Origin of the sequence: Planctobacterium marinum (assembly GCF_036322805.1) — a bacterium.
In the GTDB taxonomy this organism is placed as follows: domain Bacteria; phylum Pseudomonadota; class Gammaproteobacteria; order Enterobacterales; family Alteromonadaceae; genus Planctobacterium; species Planctobacterium marinum_A.
Map to the genome: position 1 here is coordinate 1394942 of NZ_AP027272.1, position 17329 is coordinate 1412270.

The following is a 17329-nucleotide window of genomic DNA, read 5'->3' on the forward strand; positions in this document are numbered from 1 at the left end:
AGGTATTAGATTTGGTTAACAGGTACGCAAATTCCGGGCTTTCTCTGATCGAATTACTGATTTCGGTCTCTATCGTGTCTATCTTGATGACAGTCGGCGTACCTGCGTTCATGGAACTCAACGAAGAGCGCAAACTTCGGGGAGCGACAGAAGGAGCTTATTTTTTCCTGCAGCAAGCAAAGTCAGAAGCCATTACCCAAGCAACCGATATTACTGTCGACTTAGTACAAGGCGATTCTTGGTGTTTGGGGATAAATGACAGTGGTAGTTGCAGTTGCAATATCAGTTCTAGCTGCACGGTTAACGGCATTGAAATGGTATTTAACTACGAAGATTATCCTGAAGTGAGTATGAGTGATCTAACATTTGGCGACAGCGACCAGACCAGCTTTGATGGAGTGCGGGGTATTGCTTCTGGAAATTCTGGCAGCTTTATTCTCAGTAATTCTGATACTGAAGCGAAAGTCTTGCTGAGTAATATGGGAAGAGCTCGAATTTGTGTGGTTTCTGGCAGTTTAGGGAACTATCCATCATGCTGAATTTTGTTTCAAAACGCACTTACCGTGAGCAAGGCGCAACACTCGTAGAACTCATGATCTCCATTTCTATCGGAATGGTGACCGTGTTGGGGGTGGCTTCGCTAGTTGGTATGGGCGTCGGCGTGAATGGCAAGTTAATGACTAATTCTCGCTTGAGCGAAGAGTTAAAGGTGGTTATTTCCCTTATGGAGCGTGATATCCGACGAGCCGGGTACAACGGCGCCACTATACTCAGGGTGGAAGATCCAGAAAATACCGTATCTGCCTTTAGTAACTCAATTACCATTTCAGAATATACCGGGGAGGCCGCTAACAGCTGCATTACCTTCGCCTATGATGCTAATGAAGATGGCACGCTGGATACCGGAACCGATTCAGAGGAATATGGCTACAGGTTGAAAGACAATGCCATTGAAATTCGCAAAAATGGTGCGGCTTGTGATGAGGATGGATGGGAGGATTTGACCGATTCGGAAGTGGTGAAGGTCACCGGACTAACCTTTACCAGCCAAACCTCAACCAACAACAGCATTACCCGCACGGAAATTGCCATCAACCTGGTGGGAGAGCTTGATTCTGATGCAGACCGCTCTCGCAGTTATGATGTAGCATTTTTGGTGAGAAGTTATGATTAGGTACCACTCATCAAACTGCTGCAAGCAAAAAGGTGCGGCCATTTTGATATCGGTGATCATGCTATTGTTGCTGGCATTGATGGTGACAATTTACACAGGAAAAATTAAGCTTTTTGAAATGCGTATCGCCAGAAATGACGTCAATCACTTAGCGTCATTTGCTGCTGCAGAAGCTGGTTTGATGAAAGCCATGGGTACCTTGACCGAAGATCCTACCTGGGATGGTACCGCTTTTAATGAAACTCTGGATGGTTCCGCCACCTTCACTGTGAGTGGTACTACTGAATCAGTGACTCGAGACACTTCAGAATTTACTGTGATGACAATTACTTCTATTGGAGCTTCCGCTGATGGCTTGGGGCAAACAACGGTGGTGGAACAGGTTATGATTTTCAGTGTTTTGGCCAACCCACCAGATGCTCCACTAATTGTTAAGGGCGGTATTAATGTCGGTGGTAATTTTGAGGTGGTGGCGAACCCCAATGGCGGTGGAACTGGCGTGCCTTTATCTATCTGGACAGATCAAGATGTGGATATGGATAACGGTAGTGGCACTACCTGCGGTCAGCAAGAGTATTCTGACGGGGATTGCAGCTCTGATCCCTATTCGGAAAAAGGATTTCAGGATCTGGATATCTTAGACAATGATGCCAACTTCCCGAGTGACATGTTTGAGTACATGTTTAATGTACCTGAAGCCAGCTGGGAGTCCTTGCGGGATGATGCCGATGAGCAATATGAAGACTGCGATTCATTAGGTGCTAGTACCACCGGATTGATATGGGTTGAAGGCAGTTGTGGCTTAAATGCGGGCACAGTGGTTGGGTCTACAGATGATCCTGTGATTCTGGTGGTAACCGATGGTGATTTGAGCATGAATGGTGGAGCCACTATTTATGGTTTGGTTTTTTCATTCCGAAAACCCGATACTCTTCTGGATTTTGAATTAGACATGAACGGTGGGGCCTCGGTATTTGGTGCGGTCGCGTCTAACCATTCTGTGGGCCATGCCAACGGCACGTTTAATGTAGTGTACGACAGTGACGTGCTAAGCCAGTTAGAGCAGGGGGATGCTTTCCAAAGGCTGGCGCGGATACCCGGCAGCTGGCGGGATTTTTAGGTGGTGTAACATGAAGCGTTTTTTCGGGTTTACCTTTTTAGAAGTATTGGTTGTTACCTTTATCGTCATGTTGGGGGTAACAGGTTACGTCACCTTACAAACTAAATTTTTGCAAAGTGATTCCCAGCTAAATTTGCGGGCTACTGCGATGCGTTTGGCACTGGAAAAGCTTGATGATCTGAAAATGTTTACCCAGTTAGACACCGAAGAAAACATTAATGCTTATAACGATATCGTCAGTAATGGTGGCGGTGATCTGTCCAGTGGCACCGTTGAGGTGCAGGTAAGTTCAGACGATAGCAATACCTATAGCTTTCAACGCAGCTGGGATGTTATTAATCAATACTATATAGATACCGATGACGATGGTGTTGAAGATACCTGGTACAGTGAGGGCAATGAAAATTTACCTGAAGATTTGCCTGTCTATGCTCCACAAAAAGCCATTGTAGTAACGGTTTCCTGGACTGACTACCAAGGAGAGAGCCAGTCGGTGAGCGTATCAGGTAGCATTGCTCCTGTTACCCAGAGCAATAGCTACCATGCTGTCAATCAATCAGATTCTGCCGCCACAGAACCGCAAGTGGAGTACGACCCGGGAGATGCGCCGGATGTTATTGCTTACGATTTAGGCAATGGCGAAGCAGTCGAAACCAGTAAACCCGTGCCTGAAATCGATAATCGGGGATTAAATAATGTTGTTGAATTTGAGACGGTGCGCTACACCACCAATAATGTTGATGAAACCAAGGTCGAGCAAGAAGACTTTTTGACTGTTAATTGTGAGTGTGTATTGGCAGGTACCGGGCAAGGTAAAACCCCGGCCATGAATGTTTTATTAGATGATGCCATGACAACTGAGTCGGGAAGTTTTGTCAGCAAAACCATAGGTGAAGTGGACGGTAATGGTCAGGCTGCGCTTTGTGAAGAATGCTGCAGGGACCATCACGATACCGATGATATGGTAACTAATGAAACTTATTACCGTCTGGAAGATGGCGGCCCCCATAAGCATTACAAGTACAGCGGCGGTAGTTACAGCTTGGCTTCCAGTACGGGCGACCAGTACGATGAAGTTTGTCGTTTTAAACGCATTAATGGTTTTTTTGAAACCTATATTGATTGGACGCTTCTTGAAGTTGTGGAGTTTGACGATGAGTATTTGTTTGATTCCGATAACCTGGATGCTTATCAGGCCTATGTTATTGATTTGATGGAAGCGGATATTCAAGGCAATTCATATCCAACTAAACCGGCAGGACGTGATTTGACAGTGGCTACTGGTGGGCATCAGTTGATATCGCGGGGGATTTACCTGGATAGAATGAAATCTTCCCATTTGAGCGCGGTACAAGACTTAATCTCAGCCAGTGATACTTCGTGGCAAGCCATCACCCCATTTTACGATGTTAACCTGACACTATTGGCGCAATGGAGTACTGATGATAACTCAGTTGCCACTATCACTAATGAAGATATAGAAACCATTGTTGATCCAGTCAACGACTTTTATGGCACTTACAGTCGTGGCCGTCTTAACGCGCTTGCCGATGGCACCGTAACCGTCTCTAGTTTTGCCAATCCCTACAATTCAGGTATCACTGGTACTACGGCTATTAGCAGCGATGAAAACGATAACCTGATAACAGAAGATTCGATGACAGTAACCGTTGATACCGGAGCTTCTGCCACCAATTATTATGGCATAGTAGGGGACATCAGTTGTCTGGTGACCATCGCCGGGGTTACCGACTCGTGCGAATTAAACAACTCCAAAAAATCTGGGTACGTCGATTTATCAGAGCTTGATATTGATGTTTCACCTGCCAACTTCAGTTGTACAGTCACAGTGCCAAAAGGCAATTCTACGCCTTTCTACAGTTGTGAAGACGTGTCTGAAAATTGGACAGGGACCATAACCTTTAATTTTGCGCCGTCGGGTTATACCACGCAACTAAGCATTCAATACCCTGATAGTTCAGTTTCGGTTAGCGACTCATATTCATTGGCTACCGGGTTAACTGCTACATCAACCAGTGAATACAACTTAATTATTGAATTAAGCCAGTAGTATGTTTTGTTTGCCGGTAAGTGCTTGAAATTTTATGTGGCAGCGGCCTGTCCTGATTGGATTCGACTGCGGAAACAATATGTGAACAGCCAATGTTTAAACCGAATTCATTTTTCAGCTTTGCTTTTTCGGCAAAGCAATGTGTCACCTCCATCAAGACGGCTTTATTGGTGGGAACCATTCTCAATCTGATCAATCAGTGGCCTGCCATAACAGGCAGCGAGTCTATTAACTTGGTGCAGTTTTGTCTTACCTATCTTGTTCCCTATTGTGTTGCGACATACGCCGGAGCGAAGGCGAGTATTCAACTTTTGGAGAGCAACAAACCTTGATATTGGCAAGATACTGATTGAAAAGCCGTGATAGATAATGGATTATTTTGCCATAACCTCATCACCTGGTTGTGAGTTGACTAACAGAATCACAAACTTGATTACTACGGATAAATGTTGCTGGAGCATTTTATGAAAAAAATAGAAGCGATAATTAAACCTTTTAAACTAGACGATGTTCGTGAAGCATTGGCCGAAGCTGGAGTTGAGGGGCTGACCGTGACTGAAGTGAAAGGTTATGGACGCCAGAAAGGGCACAGCGAATTGTATCGCGGGGCAGAATATCAAGTGGATTTTATGCCTAAGGTTAAGATTGATGTGGTAGTACCTGATGAAATTGCAGAGCAAGCCATTGAAGCCATTGTGAATACCGCTCAGACAGGCAAGATTGGCGATGGTAAGATTTTTGTCTACGAGGTTGAGCGGGCGATTCGAATCAGAACCAGTGAAGAGAACGAAGAGGCATTGTAATTACTTTAACTTTTAAATGTGACCAAATGGTCAGCAGAATGTAGCCAGTTTGTTAACTTTCGGGTGAAAAAGCAACGTCCTGATGGGTATTTGAGCAAACGAACGTTTTTATCATAAAAAATTCATATTTGTGGTTGCGCCTGGTTAATGCCTATGTATAATACGCCCCACGTTGAAGCAAGGCAGCAAAGCCGCTTCACAAAAGATTTCAGGCGCGGGATGGAGCAGCCTGGTAGCTCGTCGGGCTCATAACCCGAAGGTCGGTGGTTCAAATCCGCCTCCCGCAACCAAATTTTAAGGTTGGCTTATTGCTCAAACTTAAATAAAATAAAAGGACATTGGGTCCAAATATAAAAACCCCGCTAGACCGGGGTTTTTTATTATCTTCGCTCAGGGAAATCGACTTGATTAGTTTTAAAGAAGTAGAGCGAACCAATATACAGGACTTTTATTACGGGGCTTTATGCCCTGTTTTTATTTTTGGAGAACAAATTGTCTCAATTTCAAGATAAATTGAATGCTTTAATAGAGCCTGCCGTAGAAGCGGCGGGTTTTGAATTAATAGGTGTTGAATTTGTTCGAGCTGGAAAACATTCAACATTGCGTGTTTACATCGATCATCCTGACGGTATCACCGTGGATGATTGTGCTGATGTGAGTCATCAGGTAAGTGCCGTTATGGATGTTGAAGATCCCATCAGCACCGAATACAACCTTGAAGTTTCCTCGCCAGGTATGGACAGACCCTTGTTCAAAGCGGCTCATTATCAGGCGGTTACAGGGCAGGTGGTGTCACTCAGATTGCGCGTCCCACAAGGAAATAGACGTAATTTCAAAGGTCAAGTACTCAGCGTTACCGAAGATAAGTTAACCATCGAAGTGGACAATGAGCAATTTGAACTGGTGATCAGCAATATTGAAAAAGGCAATTTGGTGCCTCAATTTTAGTGGCTCAAATAACAATAACGACTAATTAGTGAGAAGGCGGCGGAAATGAATAAAGAAATTCTGTTAGTGGCAGAAGCTGTATCAAATGAAAAACAGGTGCCAAGAGAGAAGATCTTTGAAGCGCTTGAATTCGCAATTGCAAGTGCGACCAAGAAAAAGAACGAAGGTGAAATTGAGGTGCGTGTCAGCATCGACAGAGACACCGGCGATTTTGATACGTTTCGCAGATGGTTAGTTATCGAAGACGACCAACCACAAGAAAATCCGTACGCTGAAATCACTTTGTCGGCGGCACAAATCGATGAACCCGAAATTAAACTCGGTGATTTTGTTGAAGAACAAATCGAATCTATCGCATTTGACCGAATTACCACGCAAACAGCAAAGCAAGTTATCGTGCAAAAAGTGCGCGAAGCAGAACGCGCGCAAATGATTGATGAGTACCGCGATAGAGTGGGCGACTTAATTACTGGTGCCGTTAAAAAAGTAAATCGCGACAATATCATCATTGACTTGGGCAACAATGCTGAAGGTGTGATGTATCGCGAAGATATGTTGCCGCGTGAGACCTTCAGGCCGGGTGACCGTGTCCGAGGCTTACTGTACGACATTCGTCCGGAAGCTAAAGGTGCGCAATTGTTTATTAGTCGTACTCATCCGGATATGTTGGTGGAACTGTTCCGTATTGAAGTACCTGAAATTGCTGAAGAGACCTTGGAGGTTCGTTCTGCAGCTCGCGATGCAGGTTCAAGAGCGAAAATCGCTGTAAAAACAAACGATAAACGTCTCGACCCTGTTGGCGCCTGTGTTGGTATGCGTGGTTCACGTGTGCAAGCTGTATCAGGTGAATTAGGCGGTGAGCGTGTCGACATCGTTTTGTGGGATGAAAATCCCGCACAATTTGTAATTAACGCAATGGCCCCGGCAGAAGTGGCCTCTATCGTTGTAGACGAAGATGCACACTCGATGGATGTCGCAGTAGAAAGCGATCATCTGGCGCAAGCCATTGGTAAAAGTGGCCAGAATGTTCGACTTGCCAGCCAGTTAACGGGTTGGGAATTGAACGTGATGACCACGGAAGAATTATCAGCCAAACACGAAGAAGAAAATGCCGAAGTACTTACCGTGTTTATGGAAGGGCTGGATATCGACGAAGACTTTGCTGCTGTATTAGTAGATGAAGGCTTTACGTCCCTGGAAGAAGTTGCCTATGTACCAGTAAGTGAATTATTGGAAATTGAAGGCCTGGACGAAGATGTCGTAGAAGAGTTACGTGAGCGAGCTAAAGCCGCGTTAACCACAAAAGCTTTGGCAAATGAAGAATCACTGGAAAAGTCTGAACCCACTGAAGAGTTGTTGAACCTGGAAGGAATGGACAGACATGTTGCGTTTGTATTGGCTAGCAAAGGGATTACCAATCTCGAAGAGTTGGCAGAGCAAGGAATCGACGATATCAGTGATATAGAAGAGTTGTCAGAAGAAGATGCTGGGAAGCTCATCATGGCAGCGCGCAATATCGTATGGTTCAACGAAGAATAAGAGCAGCATAGGAGCACAAATCAACATGCCAGAAGTCCAGATAGAAAAATTAGCTGAAGATGTCGGTATTTCGGTAGAGAAATTGTTGCAACAATTTGCTGATGCCGGGATCCCCAAGCAGCGTCAGGATAACGTAACAGAAACTGAAAAAGCAGCACTGTTAGAACACCTGAGCAAGCAACACGGTGGTAGCGCTAATGCAGCACCGAAAAAAATGACATTGCAGCGTAAAACTACCAGTACTTTGACTGCCGGGAAATCTCGTCAGGTGAAGGTAGAAGTGCGCAAGAAGCGTACATACGTGAAACGCAGCGAAGTAGAAGAAGCGCGAATTGCTGAAGAAGAAGCAAGGCTAAAAGCTGAGCAGGAAGAACAAGCTCGTCTAGCAGCTGAGGAAGCGGCTCGTAAAGCGGCAGAAGAAAAAGCGCGTTTGGAAGCAGAGCGCAAAGCAGCTGAAGAAAAGCGCAAAGCAGAGCAAAAAGCCCGCGAAGAAAAACGCAAGGCTGAGCAAGCTGCTGACGATCATCCAGATTCTGAGCTGACTGCAGAAGAAAAAGCTGAGCGAGCTAAGGCCCGTGAAGAAGCTGAAAAAATGAAGCAACAGCAGGAAGAAGAAGCGAAGCGCAAGTTGGAGCAAGAAGCGGCAAAAGCGGCTGAAGAAGCGAAAAAACTAGCTGAGCAAAATCGTATTCGCTGGGAAGAAGAAGAGAAGAAGCGCAAGGAAGAAGAAGCCGCCGAAGTGCACCTGCACAGCAACCGCTATGCTCAGGAAGCTGAAGATAAAGAAGATATGGAGCTGGAAAAAAGCTCCAGACGTCGGATGCATAAGAAGAAAAAGGCAACCGATAAACTCAAGCAAGGCTTTAACATGCCTGCGCAACCCGTTAATCGTGTAGTTCGCATTGGCGAAACCATCTCTGTTGGTGAGTTGGCGAGCAAGATGGCCAAAAAGGCCACTGAAGTCATCAAAGTGATGATGAAAATGGGCGAGATGGTAACCATTAACCAGGTGCTGGATAGAGATACCGCGGTACTGGTTTTGGAAGAGCTTGGCCAGAAGTACGAACTAGTTAATGACAATGCGTTAGAAGATGAATTGTTGGCCAATATTGCCGAAGGTGATGAGGCAGGACGTGCGCCAGTTGTTACCATCATGGGTCACGTTGATCACGGTAAAACCTCACTGCTTGACTACATCCGCAAAGCGAAAATTGCCGAAGGCGAAGCGGGTGGTATTACCCAGCATATTGGTGCTTATAGCGTAAACACGGATAATGGCGAAATTACTTTCCTGGATACACCGGGACACGCGGCATTTACTGCGATGCGTGCTCGTGGTGCCACAGCTACGGATATCGTTATTTTGGTGGTTGCAGCTGATGACGGTGTAATGCCGCAAACTAAAGAAGCTGTACAGCACGCCAAAGCTGCGGGCGTACCGCTGATTGTTGCGGTTAACAAAATGGATAAAGAAGCGGCTGATCCTGATCGTGTTAAAACGGAATTATCTCAGCTGGAAGTTATCTCAGAAGAGTGGGGTGGTGAACACCAGTTCGTTAACGTATCGGCTAAAACCGGTATGGGTGTTGATGAATTATTGGACGCTATCTTGTTGCAAGCTGAAGTATTGGATCTAAAAGCGATTCCAACAGGTGCCGCTAAAGGTATCGTGATTGAATCTCGTCTGGATAAAGGCCGTGGGCCGGTTGCATCTGTTTTGGTACAACAAGGTGAACTAAGAGCGGGCGATATCTTATTATGTGGTAACGAGTATGGTCGAGTTCGTGCCATGCGTGATGAGAACGGACATGACGTTAAGGTCGCAGGTCCTTCTAAGCCGGTTGAGATTTTAGGTCTGTCTGGTGTGCCTCAAGCAGGTGAAGATGCCATGGTAGTACCGGATGATCGCAAGGCTCGAGAGATTGCTAATAAGCGTCATACCAAGCAGCGTGATCTGAAACTTGCTAAGCAACAAAAAGCCAAGCTGGAAAACATGTTTGCCAACATGGAAGCCGGTGATGTGAAAGAATTGAACGTGGTAATGAAGGCCGATGTTCAAGGCTCTGTTGAGGCTATTTCCGATTCACTGACTAAATTGTCTACGGATGAAGTTCGCGTAAACATTATCGGTAGTGGCGTGGGTGGTATCACTGAAACTGACGCGACATTAGCCGCTGCATCTAACGCGATTGTGGTGGGCTTTAACGTACGTGCTGACTCAGCAGCCCGTAAAGTGTTGGAAGCAGAAGATGTTGACCTCCGTTACTACAGCGTTATCTATGACCTGATTGACGAAGTAAAAGCGGCCATGAGCGGTATGCTTGCACCAGAATTCAAGCAGGAGATCATTGGTCTTGCTGAAGTACGTGACGTGTTCAAATCGCCTAAATTGGGCGCAATCGCTGGTTGTATGGTGGTTGAAGGTAACGTTAAGCGCAGCAATCCAATCCGCGTTCTGCGTGACAACGTAGTAATCTACGAAGGTGAATTGGAATCACTGCGCCGCTTTAAAGACGATGTCGCTGAAGTTCGTAACGGTATGGAATGTGGTATCGGCGTTAAAAACTACAACGACGTTAAAGTAGGCGACCAAATTGAAGTATTCGAAACAGTTGAAGTGAAGCGCGAGCTATAATTCTGACTGTTGCATTACGATGCGTCGCTTGCGATGCGTTGTTAAAAACTTCGAAATAAGTTTAATAAAACGGAGGCATAAGCCTCCGTTTGTGTCTGATAATTGGTATAAATTATGGCAAAAGAGTTCTCAAGAACTGACAGAGTGGGGCAACAAATTCACAAAGAAGTTGCCAGTATTCTGCAAAATGAATTTAAAAACCGCGATCCGCGCATCGGCTTTATCACAGTATCTGGTGCAGATGTGTCCCGTGACCTTGCCCATGCAAAAATCTTTGTGACTTTTTTCACTGATGATGAAGCAAAGATTAAAGAAGATTTAGCGATTTTGGAAGAAAACAAGGGCTTCGTGCGCAGTTTGTTGGCGAAGCGCTTGCGAATGCGTTCCGTGCCGGCATTACACTTTATGCGTGACGCCTCTATTACTGAGGGGATGCGTATTTCCAATATTGTAACGCAAACCATCAAAGCTGATGAAGAAAAGGCCCGCACGTCGGGAAGAGATTCTGAGCAAGAAGGTGAGTCGTAAATAATATGGGAAGACGTAAGTCTGGACGCAAGCTGGATGGCGTGATCCTGGTTGATAAACCGTTAGGGGGCTCTTCTAATCAGGTTTTACAAAAGGTACGTTGGATATTTGATGCTAATAAAGCCGGTCATACCGGCGCATTGGATCCACTTGCCAGTGGGATGTTGCCTGTGTGTTTTGGCAATTCCACTAAATTTGCTCAGTATTCATTAGACGCTGATAAAACTTATGAAGTAACGGCCAAGCTGGGTATTCGCACCACCACATCTGATGCCGATGGCGAAGTGGTAGAAGAGAAATCTGTAGATGTTTCAGAGCAGCAGCTCGATGAAGCTCTCGATACTTTTCGTGGGGAGATTAAACAAATCCCATCGATGTTTTCTGCTCTAAAGCACCAAGGCAAGCCACTTTATTATTACGCCAGACAGGGCATCATCATAGACCGCCCTGCACGTGACATCACTATTTATGAATTAGTATTGCGGGAATTCACCGGTACTGAAATCAGTATGAAAGTGAAGTGTAGTAAAGGCACTTACATTCGTTCGCTGGTGGATGATTTGGGGCAGTTGTTGGGCTGTGGTGCTTATGTCACCCGTTTGCACCGCACTGAGGTTTCTGGCTATGCCGGATTGCCCATGTATACGCCTGAATATCTGGAGAGCTTAAGAGTCGATGGCGATTTCTCAGCCTTGGACCAGCTCAAGCTAGCAGTTGATGCACCGATTCTACATTTGCCAAAAGTAGAGGTTTCCAATAAGTATAGTGAACGCTTTGTACAGGGGCAGGCGGTTGAAGGAGATACCTCCATTGTTGTTGAAGCTGTCAGAGTATATTGCGGTGAGCGCTTCTTAGGTGTAGCCCAGAACAGCAAAGGCAAATTGCAGCCCAAAAGACTGGTCTCTTGAATAATATGTAATGCTAATGGGGGCTTGTGTTATAGCTAAAAATCGCTATAATCGCCGCTCTTTTCGACTTGACTGAATTAGTGATCGGCAAGTCTTAAATTTAATTGGAGAATATTATGTCACTAAGTAAAAATGAAACTGCGAACATTATCGCTGAATACGGTGTTAAAGAAGGTGATACTGGTTCACCAGAAGTACAGGTTGCCTTGTTGACTCACAACATCAACAAACTTCAGTCTCACTTCAGCGATCACAAAAAAGACCACCATTCACGTCGTGGTTTGTTGCGCATGGTTAGCCAACGTCGTAAGTTGTTGGACTACCTGAAAGGCAAAAACCAAGAGCGTTACAAGTCGCTTATTGGTCGTTTAGGTCTGCGTCGCTAAGCACGTTGATTTCAGAAAAAAGCTGGTTCTTACCAGCTTTTTTTTTGTCTGTAGAAAACTATTTTAATGTAGAAAAAAGTTTTTCTATCTGTGCTAATCCCATTTTTTGCATTAACGCTATATTGCGCTCTGGGATCGCTTCGGGGTCTCGATAAGTCTTCAAAACCTGATCAATACTCTGTTCACGGATGATGTGGATGATAGGATAGGGGGCGCGGTTTGTATAGTTACTGACGTCATCAAACTCCTCTCCTTCAAATACATAATCCGGGTGGAAGCTGGCTAGCTGATAAACACCCGAGTAGCCTTGTTGTTCCAATAACGCCTCGCAAAATTCTAAGGCATCCAGATAACGATTAAAGTCTTTCAGTGAATTTGGAAAAACCACTAAGGCCGTTTCAATTTCAGGCTGCTGATCAAGTTGATTACAGGCCAATACAACCTGTTCAGCAATCTTGTTGAGTTTATTACTGCTTTCAAATAAGAGCTGAACTTTATTGGCAAGATAGGGCTTTTTAGCAAAGGGACACAGGTTCAGCCCTATTATGATATCTTCTAGCCAGCGCAATACTGCGCTGGACTCTTCTGTGTATGCTTCGCAGGTCATTATCAACTGCGATAATTAACGTAAGCTTCCAGGGTATTCTCTATCAGGCTGGCCACTGTCATTGGGCCAACACCACCTGGCACCGGAGTTAACCAACCTGCACGCTCTTTGGCGCTCTCAAACTCAACATCACCCACCAGTCGTCCATCATCGGTGCGATTAATACCTACATCTATTACGATGGCTCCTGGCTTGATCCAACTGCCGGGAATGAACTCTGCTTTACCCACTGCAACTACCAATAGATCGGCGGAAGCAACATGGCTTTTCAGGTCTTTGGTAAACTTGTGGCATACGGTGGTGGTACAGCCTGCTAGTAACAACTCCAGCGACATAGGACGACCCACAATATTGGAAGCCCCCACAATTACGGCATTCATGCCTTTGACAGGCTTCTTGGTGGAGTCGATGAGTGACATGATGCCCTTAGGTGTACAAGGACGTAGCGCTGGCATACGCTGTGCAAGGCGGCCAATGTTATAAGGGTGAAATCCGTCCACGTCTTTATTGGGATGTATGCGCTCAAGAATCAGATTGGCATCCAAGCCTGCTGGTAGCGGCAGTTGCACTAAAATACCGTCGACATCTGGATCTTCATTCAAGGCATCAATAATGTTTAACAGCTCTTCTTGTGTCGTATCCGCGGGTAAATCATGGGATTTCTCTACAAAGCCTACCTCAGCGCAAGCTTTGCGTTTGTTTTGGACATAAACTTGTGAGGCGGGATCTGCGCCAACTAACACCACGGCTAACCCTGGTGGTCTTTTGTTGGCAGAAACAATGGCATCTACCTGCGTGGCGACCTTTTGACGAATGAGTTTAGCGTGGAGTTTTCCATCAATTAATTGAGCTGACATATTTTTGGTATACTAGAGAAATAACGATGTTGGATATTGTCTCATTATAGCTTGTCATTAGCCAATACTTAGCCAGTGTTAAACGCAAATTATTTGCTGACACATAGCGGTTTAACTGGTGCCTGGCTGAATTCAATTTTAAGGAAATAAGTTGGAAATTAATTTTACTGAACTGTTTGGCTATTGTGCGTCAGCAGTCATCGCGTTCTCATTAACAAGAAGCTCAATTGTGCAATTGCGCTGGATAAACTTGTTTGGTGCAGCGTCTATGTGTCTGTATGGCGTTGTTATCAATGCTTATCCGGTGGTTGTTCTAAACGCCTTTATTACCCTGACAAATATCTTTTATATCAGGAAGTTTGTTTATCACACTAACCATGATTTCACGATTTTGCGCACCCAGGCCCGTTCTCACTACATGACTTTTTTTCTGGATTACCACAAAGTTGAAATAAAGCGTTTTTTTCCTAAATTCTTCAGGCGCCTGGAAGATGAAAATCGGGAGTTTTATGTGCTTCTGGACGGCACCAAGGTGGTCGGAGTTATCTCTGGTATCGTTGATGCAGCGGACAACCCTCAACGCATCATTGTGGACTTTGACTTTGTGGTGCCGCAATATCGCGATTGTCGTCTGGGGGTATTCGCCTTAGGCGAGGAACAAGCGCTTAAAAAATTAACGGGTTATCAACTTATCGGTGCCAAGGCAGATAGTGTGGAGCACGAACAATATTTAGAAACCCTGAATTTTAAACCGGCAGGCAAAGGAATTTGGACCTATCAGGGAGAGTAATTAGAGGTTTTGGTTTAAGCCTGAATTTGCACAGTAAATATTCGAAGTGTCGGTTTTTTCAGCATACAAAAAAAAGGTGATAAAAAACGTTTGACTGGTGGGGGGCAAATCAGTAATATGCGCCCCCCGTAGCAAGGCAGATAATGCTAAGCTAAATCAGGAAACGGTGAGTAGCGCAGCTTGGTAGCGCACTTGGTTTGGGTCCAAGGGGTCGTAGGTTCAAATCCTATCTCACCGACCACTCCTGACGGAATGACCGTGCGTCCGTAGCTCAGCTGGATAGAGCAACGGCCTTCTAAGCCGTGGGTCGCAGGTTCGAATCCTGCCGGACGCGCCATTCAGTGTTGCTTCGGCAAAAAAGTAAGTCCAAATGGTGGGCGTAGCTCAGTTGGTAGAGCCCCGGATTGTGATTCCGGTTGTCGTGGGTTCAAGTCCCATCGTCCACCCCATTTGACTTCCTCTCTTTAATACATCTTGTTTATATCGGTGAGTAGCGCAGCTTGGTAGCGCACTTGGTTTGGGTCCAAGGGGTCGTAGGTTCAAATCCTATCTCACCGACCACTCTTATTTCTTTTTCTCAACAACACTTTGCTCAAATAACTTCAAATATAATTGCTCACAGACTCGACTAACTGCTTGTCTGCCGCTATAATGCTGCGTCTTTTTATCAGGTGACGTGCCAGATCCGGTAAAAGCTGATGCGGATTCCCCGCAATTCAAGCTCATTACTTTCATTAAAACGAAGCTTCGAAGAGCAGAGTTAATCTGGCCTAAATAACAATTAGTAATGTGCATCCAGGCACTATAGAGGTAGAAGAATGCAAGTATCAGTCGAGGCAAAGGAAGGTTTAGAACGCCGTCTCACTATTACTGTTCCTGCAGATACAATCGATTCTGCAGTTAAATCCCGTTTGCAACAACTCGCAAAAACTCAAAGAATTAACGGCTTCCGTCCTGGTAAGGTACCAGTGTCAGTAATTAAAAAGCGTTTCGGTACTGCGGTTCGTCAAGAAATCGCCGGCGAAGTTATGCAGCGTAACTTCTACCAGGCTGTTATGCAGGAAAAATTAAACCCTGCTGGCATGCCTGCTTTCGAAATGAAATCAGACAAAGACGGTGAAGATCTTGAGTTTGTAGCATCTTTTGAAGTTTACCCAGAATTTGAAGTTCAAAATCTGGACGCTATTAACGTAGAAAAGACCGTTGTTGAAATCCAGGAAGAAGATATCGATGCAATGATGCAAACTCTGCGCACTCAACACGGTAAGTGGGTTGAGTCAGAAGAAGCTGCTGCTGCGGACTCCCGAGTTGTTATCGATTTCACAGGCACTATTGACGGTGAAGAGTTTGAAGGCGGCAAGTCTGAAGATTTCGTACTGGAAATGGGCAAGTCTCGAATGATCCCGGGATTCGAAGACCCTATTGTGGGCAAGAAAGCAGGTGATGAATTGGTTGCTGAGGTAACTTTCCCTGAAGAATACCACGCAGAAAACTTGAAAGGTAAAGACGCGAAGTTCGCCATTACTTTGAAGAAAGTTGAAGTTCAGGAATTGCCTGAAATCAATGAAGAGTTTGCCAAGTTATTTGGTGTTGAAGACGGTAGCGTTGAAGCATTGCGTGCCGAAGTAACTCGTAACATGCAACGTGAGTTAGACCAAACTTTACGTGCTCAGCTAAAAGAGCAAGTTATCTCTGGTTTGGTTGAAAACAATCCTGTTGATTTACCAGAAGCATTGGTTAAGCAAGAGATCGAAGCCTTGAAGCGTCAAGCGCAACAGCGTTTTGGTGGTAATGTACCAGCTGAAAACATGCCTGAATTACCAGATGACTTGTTTGCAGACAATGCCAAGAAGCGTGTTTCCATTGGTTTAATCCTGGGCGAAGTTATCAAGTCTAAGGACTTACAAGTTGACCAGGAAAAAGTGGATGCGTTGATCGAAACTAATGCTTCAGCTTACGAAGATCCGCAAGAAGTGATTAGCTACTACAAGAGCAATCAAGAATTAATGCAACAAATGCAAAATTTAGCCCTTGAAGATCAAGCAATCGACATTATCTTAGAAGAAGCGAATGTCACCGAAGTTGCTAAAAAGTTTGATGAAGTGATGAATAAAACAGCGTAATTGTTTTATTGTTTGACTTTCTAAACAGCAAATTGCTTAAATGCTCGGTATATACCGAGCATTTTTATTTTTGAGACAGTATAAAAATATGATCTACAATCCTCAGAACTCCCTGAATCAGCTTAATTCCTCAATTGATAACGCCTTGGTCCCCATGGTTGTGGAGCAAACCGCCAAAGGCGAGCGTTCCTACGATATTTATTCCAGACTGCTAAAAGAAAACGTTATTTTTCTGGTTGGGCAGGTTGAAGACCACATGGCTAATTTGATTGTGGCGCAGTTGTTATTTTTAGAAGCAGAGAATCCGGAAAAAGATATTTATTTGTATATCAACTCTCCAGGCGGCTCTGTTACTGCAGGTATGGCGATATACGATACCATGAACTTTATTAAACCTGATGTGAGTACGGTTTGTATCGGACAGGCTGCCAGTATGGGCGCGTTCTTGTTGTCTGGTGGTGCTAAGGGCAAACGTTATTGTTTAAATAACTCTCGCGTTATGATCCATCAACCTCTGAGTGGTTTCCAGGGGCAGGCTTCGGATATCGAAATTCATGCCAAAGAAACTCTGTCTATCAAAGATAAGTTAAATCGTTTGCTCGCTGAGCATACCGGACAAGACTACGACACTGTGGTAAAAGACACTGATCGTGATAACTTCATGTCGGCGACCCAAGCGATGGAGTATGGAATTGTTGATCAGGTACTTTCCAGTCGAGAAGATGTATTAAAAGCGAAAGATTAGACTAAACTTTCGTTAGGGGGGGGCAACAAGATTGTAATGCGCCCCTAATTTTGGTAAATGTTAGAAATTAGACTCTAAGACTCTAGAGGCGTGGT

Annotated in this window: 17 protein-coding genes and 5 tRNA genes; 20 read left to right on the top strand and 2 right to left on the bottom strand. The window is 44.9% G+C overall.

Annotated features, from left to right (window positions below; translation table 11 throughout):
- The first annotated feature begins 11 nt into the window (after nt 1-11).
- The 13 genes from AABA75_RS06165 to rpsO all read left to right on the top strand — a co-directional run bounded on the left by AABA75_RS06165 (nt 12) and on the right by rpsO (nt 12112).
- Nucleotides 12-539, top strand: coding sequence for a GspH/FimT family pseudopilin (locus AABA75_RS06165; RefSeq protein ID WP_338291685.1), 528 nt, complete (start codon nt 12-14; stop codon nt 537-539).
- Complete coding sequence (locus AABA75_RS06170; protein WP_338291686.1) at nt 533-1174, top strand: prepilin-type N-terminal cleavage/methylation domain-containing protein; 642 nt, start codon at nt 533-535, stop codon at nt 1172-1174. Before AABA75_RS06165 ends, AABA75_RS06170 begins: the two co-directional genes overlap by 7 nt.
- Complete coding sequence (locus tag AABA75_RS06175; RefSeq protein ID WP_338291687.1) at nt 1167-2294, top strand: pilus assembly PilX N-terminal domain-containing protein; 1128 nt, start codon at nt 1167-1169, stop codon at nt 2292-2294. The genes AABA75_RS06170 and AABA75_RS06175 overlap by 8 nt, the downstream gene beginning before the upstream one ends.
- Before the next feature lie 10 nt (nt 2295-2304).
- On the top strand, nt 2305-4365 hold the full coding sequence (locus AABA75_RS06180; RefSeq protein WP_338291688.1) for a type IV pilus modification PilV family protein: 2061 nt from the start codon (nt 2305-2307) through the stop codon (nt 4363-4365).
- Between the two features lie 92 nt (nt 4366-4457).
- Nucleotides 4458-4697, top strand: coding sequence for a nitrate/nitrite transporter NrtS (gene nrtS, locus AABA75_RS06185; protein WP_338291689.1), 240 nt, complete (start codon nt 4458-4460; stop codon nt 4695-4697).
- 132 nt (nt 4698-4829) lie between these two features.
- Nucleotides 4830-5168, top strand: a complete 339-nt coding sequence (locus AABA75_RS06190) for a P-II family nitrogen regulator (RefSeq protein WP_338291691.1) — start codon at nt 4830-4832, stop codon at nt 5166-5168.
- A 213-nt stretch (nt 5169-5381) separates the two neighbouring features.
- Nucleotides 5382-5458: transfer RNA gene (locus tag AABA75_RS06195), tRNA-Met, on the top strand.
- A gap of 202 nt (nt 5459-5660) precedes the next feature.
- The gene (rimP, locus tag AABA75_RS06200; protein WP_338291693.1) at nt 5661-6116 is read left to right on the top strand and encodes a ribosome maturation factor RimP; all 456 of its coding nucleotides are present in this window, start codon (nt 5661-5663) and stop codon (nt 6114-6116) included.
- 45 nt (nt 6117-6161) lie between these two features.
- Nucleotides 6162-7655, top strand: coding sequence for a transcription termination factor NusA (nusA, locus tag AABA75_RS06205; RefSeq protein ID WP_338291694.1), 1494 nt, complete (start codon nt 6162-6164; stop codon nt 7653-7655).
- Nucleotides 7656-7680: 25 nt separating this feature from the next.
- On the top strand, nt 7681-10290 hold the full coding sequence (gene infB, locus AABA75_RS06210) for a translation initiation factor IF-2 (RefSeq protein ID WP_338291695.1): 2610 nt from the start codon (nt 7681-7683) through the stop codon (nt 10288-10290).
- A 114-nt stretch (nt 10291-10404) separates the two neighbouring features.
- Nucleotides 10405-10818, top strand: a complete 414-nt coding sequence (rbfA, locus tag AABA75_RS06215; protein ID WP_338291696.1) for a 30S ribosome-binding factor RbfA — start codon at nt 10405-10407, stop codon at nt 10816-10818.
- Between the two features lie 5 nt (nt 10819-10823).
- Entirely contained in the window at nt 10824-11726 is a 903-nt protein-coding gene (truB, locus tag AABA75_RS06220) for a tRNA pseudouridine(55) synthase TruB (RefSeq protein WP_338291697.1), read from the top strand.
- Nucleotides 11727-11842: 116 nt separating this feature from the next.
- Nucleotides 11843-12112, top strand: a complete 270-nt coding sequence (gene rpsO / locus AABA75_RS06225) for a 30S ribosomal protein S15 (protein WP_229528720.1) — start codon at nt 11843-11845, stop codon at nt 12110-12112.
- Between the two features lie 58 nt (nt 12113-12170).
- Here rpsO and AABA75_RS06230 read toward each other — a convergent pair whose 3' ends face one another.
- Nucleotides 12171-12719 (bottom strand): DUF1415 domain-containing protein, encoded by a 549-nt coding sequence (locus AABA75_RS06230; protein WP_338291698.1) that lies wholly within the window; start codon nt 12717-12719, stop codon nt 12171-12173.
- A gap of 2 nt (nt 12720-12721) precedes the next feature.
- Nucleotides 12722-13576 (bottom strand): bifunctional methylenetetrahydrofolate dehydrogenase/methenyltetrahydrofolate cyclohydrolase FolD, encoded by an 855-nt coding sequence (folD, locus tag AABA75_RS06235; RefSeq protein ID WP_338291699.1) that lies wholly within the window; start codon nt 13574-13576, stop codon nt 12722-12724.
- A 151-nt stretch (nt 13577-13727) separates the two neighbouring features.
- Here folD and AABA75_RS06240 point away from each other — a divergent pair, with 151 nt between their 5' ends.
- From AABA75_RS06240 to clpP, 7 genes are all read left to right on the top strand, one after another.
- The gene (locus tag AABA75_RS06240; RefSeq protein WP_338291700.1) at nt 13728-14366 is read left to right on the top strand and encodes a hypothetical protein; all 639 of its coding nucleotides are present in this window, start codon (nt 13728-13730) and stop codon (nt 14364-14366) included.
- A 164-nt stretch (nt 14367-14530) separates the two neighbouring features.
- Nucleotides 14531-14607: transfer RNA gene (locus AABA75_RS06245), tRNA-Pro, on the top strand.
- Between the two features lie 19 nt (nt 14608-14626).
- Nucleotides 14627-14703 (top strand) — tRNA-Arg (locus AABA75_RS06250).
- 36 nt (nt 14704-14739) lie between these two features.
- A tRNA-His gene (locus AABA75_RS06255) sits at nt 14740-14815 on the top strand.
- A gap of 35 nt (nt 14816-14850) precedes the next feature.
- Nucleotides 14851-14927, top strand: a tRNA-Pro gene (locus AABA75_RS06260).
- A 257-nt stretch (nt 14928-15184) separates the two neighbouring features.
- The gene (gene tig / locus AABA75_RS06265) at nt 15185-16489 is read left to right on the top strand and encodes a trigger factor (RefSeq protein ID WP_338291701.1); all 1305 of its coding nucleotides are present in this window, start codon (nt 15185-15187) and stop codon (nt 16487-16489) included.
- Nucleotides 16490-16577: 88 nt separating this feature from the next.
- Complete coding sequence (gene clpP / locus AABA75_RS06270) at nt 16578-17234, top strand: ATP-dependent Clp endopeptidase proteolytic subunit ClpP (protein ID WP_338291703.1); 657 nt, start codon at nt 16578-16580, stop codon at nt 17232-17234.
- Nucleotides 17235-17329: the final 95 nt, after the last annotated feature.

Bases quoted from the DNA above. Each gene is read 5' to 3' on its own strand.
- AABA75_RS06170 (WP_338291686.1), top strand. From the start codon at position 533: ATGCTGAATTTTGTTTCAAAACGCACTTACCGTGAGCAAGGCGCAACA.
- AABA75_RS06180 (WP_338291688.1), top strand. From the start codon at position 2,305: ATGAAGCGTTTTTTCGGGTTTACCTTTTTAGAAGTATTGGTTGTTACC.
- nrtS (WP_338291689.1), top strand. From the start codon at position 4,458: ATGTTTAAACCGAATTCATTTTTCAGCTTTGCTTTTTCGGCAAAGCAA.
- AABA75_RS06175 (WP_338291687.1), top strand. From the start codon at position 1,167: ATGATTAGGTACCACTCATCAAACTGCTGCAAGCAAAAAGGTGCGGCC.
- rbfA (WP_338291696.1), top strand. From the start codon at position 10,405: ATGGCAAAAGAGTTCTCAAGAACTGACAGAGTGGGGCAACAAATTCAC.
- AABA75_RS06230 (WP_338291698.1), bottom strand. From the start codon at position 12,719: ATGACCTGCGAAGCATACACAGAAGAGTCCAGCGCAGTATTGCGCTGG.
- clpP (WP_338291703.1), top strand. From the start codon at position 16,578: ATGATCTACAATCCTCAGAACTCCCTGAATCAGCTTAATTCCTCAATT.
- folD (WP_338291699.1), bottom strand. From the start codon at position 13,576: ATGTCAGCTCAATTAATTGATGGAAAACTCCACGCTAAACTCATTCGT.
- rpsO (WP_229528720.1), top strand. From the start codon at position 11,843: ATGTCACTAAGTAAAAATGAAACTGCGAACATTATCGCTGAATACGGT.
- nusA (WP_338291694.1), top strand. From the start codon at position 6,162: ATGAATAAAGAAATTCTGTTAGTGGCAGAAGCTGTATCAAATGAAAAA.
- tig (WP_338291701.1), top strand. From the start codon at position 15,185: ATGCAAGTATCAGTCGAGGCAAAGGAAGGTTTAGAACGCCGTCTCACT.
- infB (WP_338291695.1), top strand. From the start codon at position 7,681: ATGCCAGAAGTCCAGATAGAAAAATTAGCTGAAGATGTCGGTATTTCG.
- AABA75_RS06190 (WP_338291691.1), top strand. From the start codon at position 4,830: ATGAAAAAAATAGAAGCGATAATTAAACCTTTTAAACTAGACGATGTT.
- truB (WP_338291697.1), top strand. From the start codon at position 10,824: ATGGGAAGACGTAAGTCTGGACGCAAGCTGGATGGCGTGATCCTGGTT.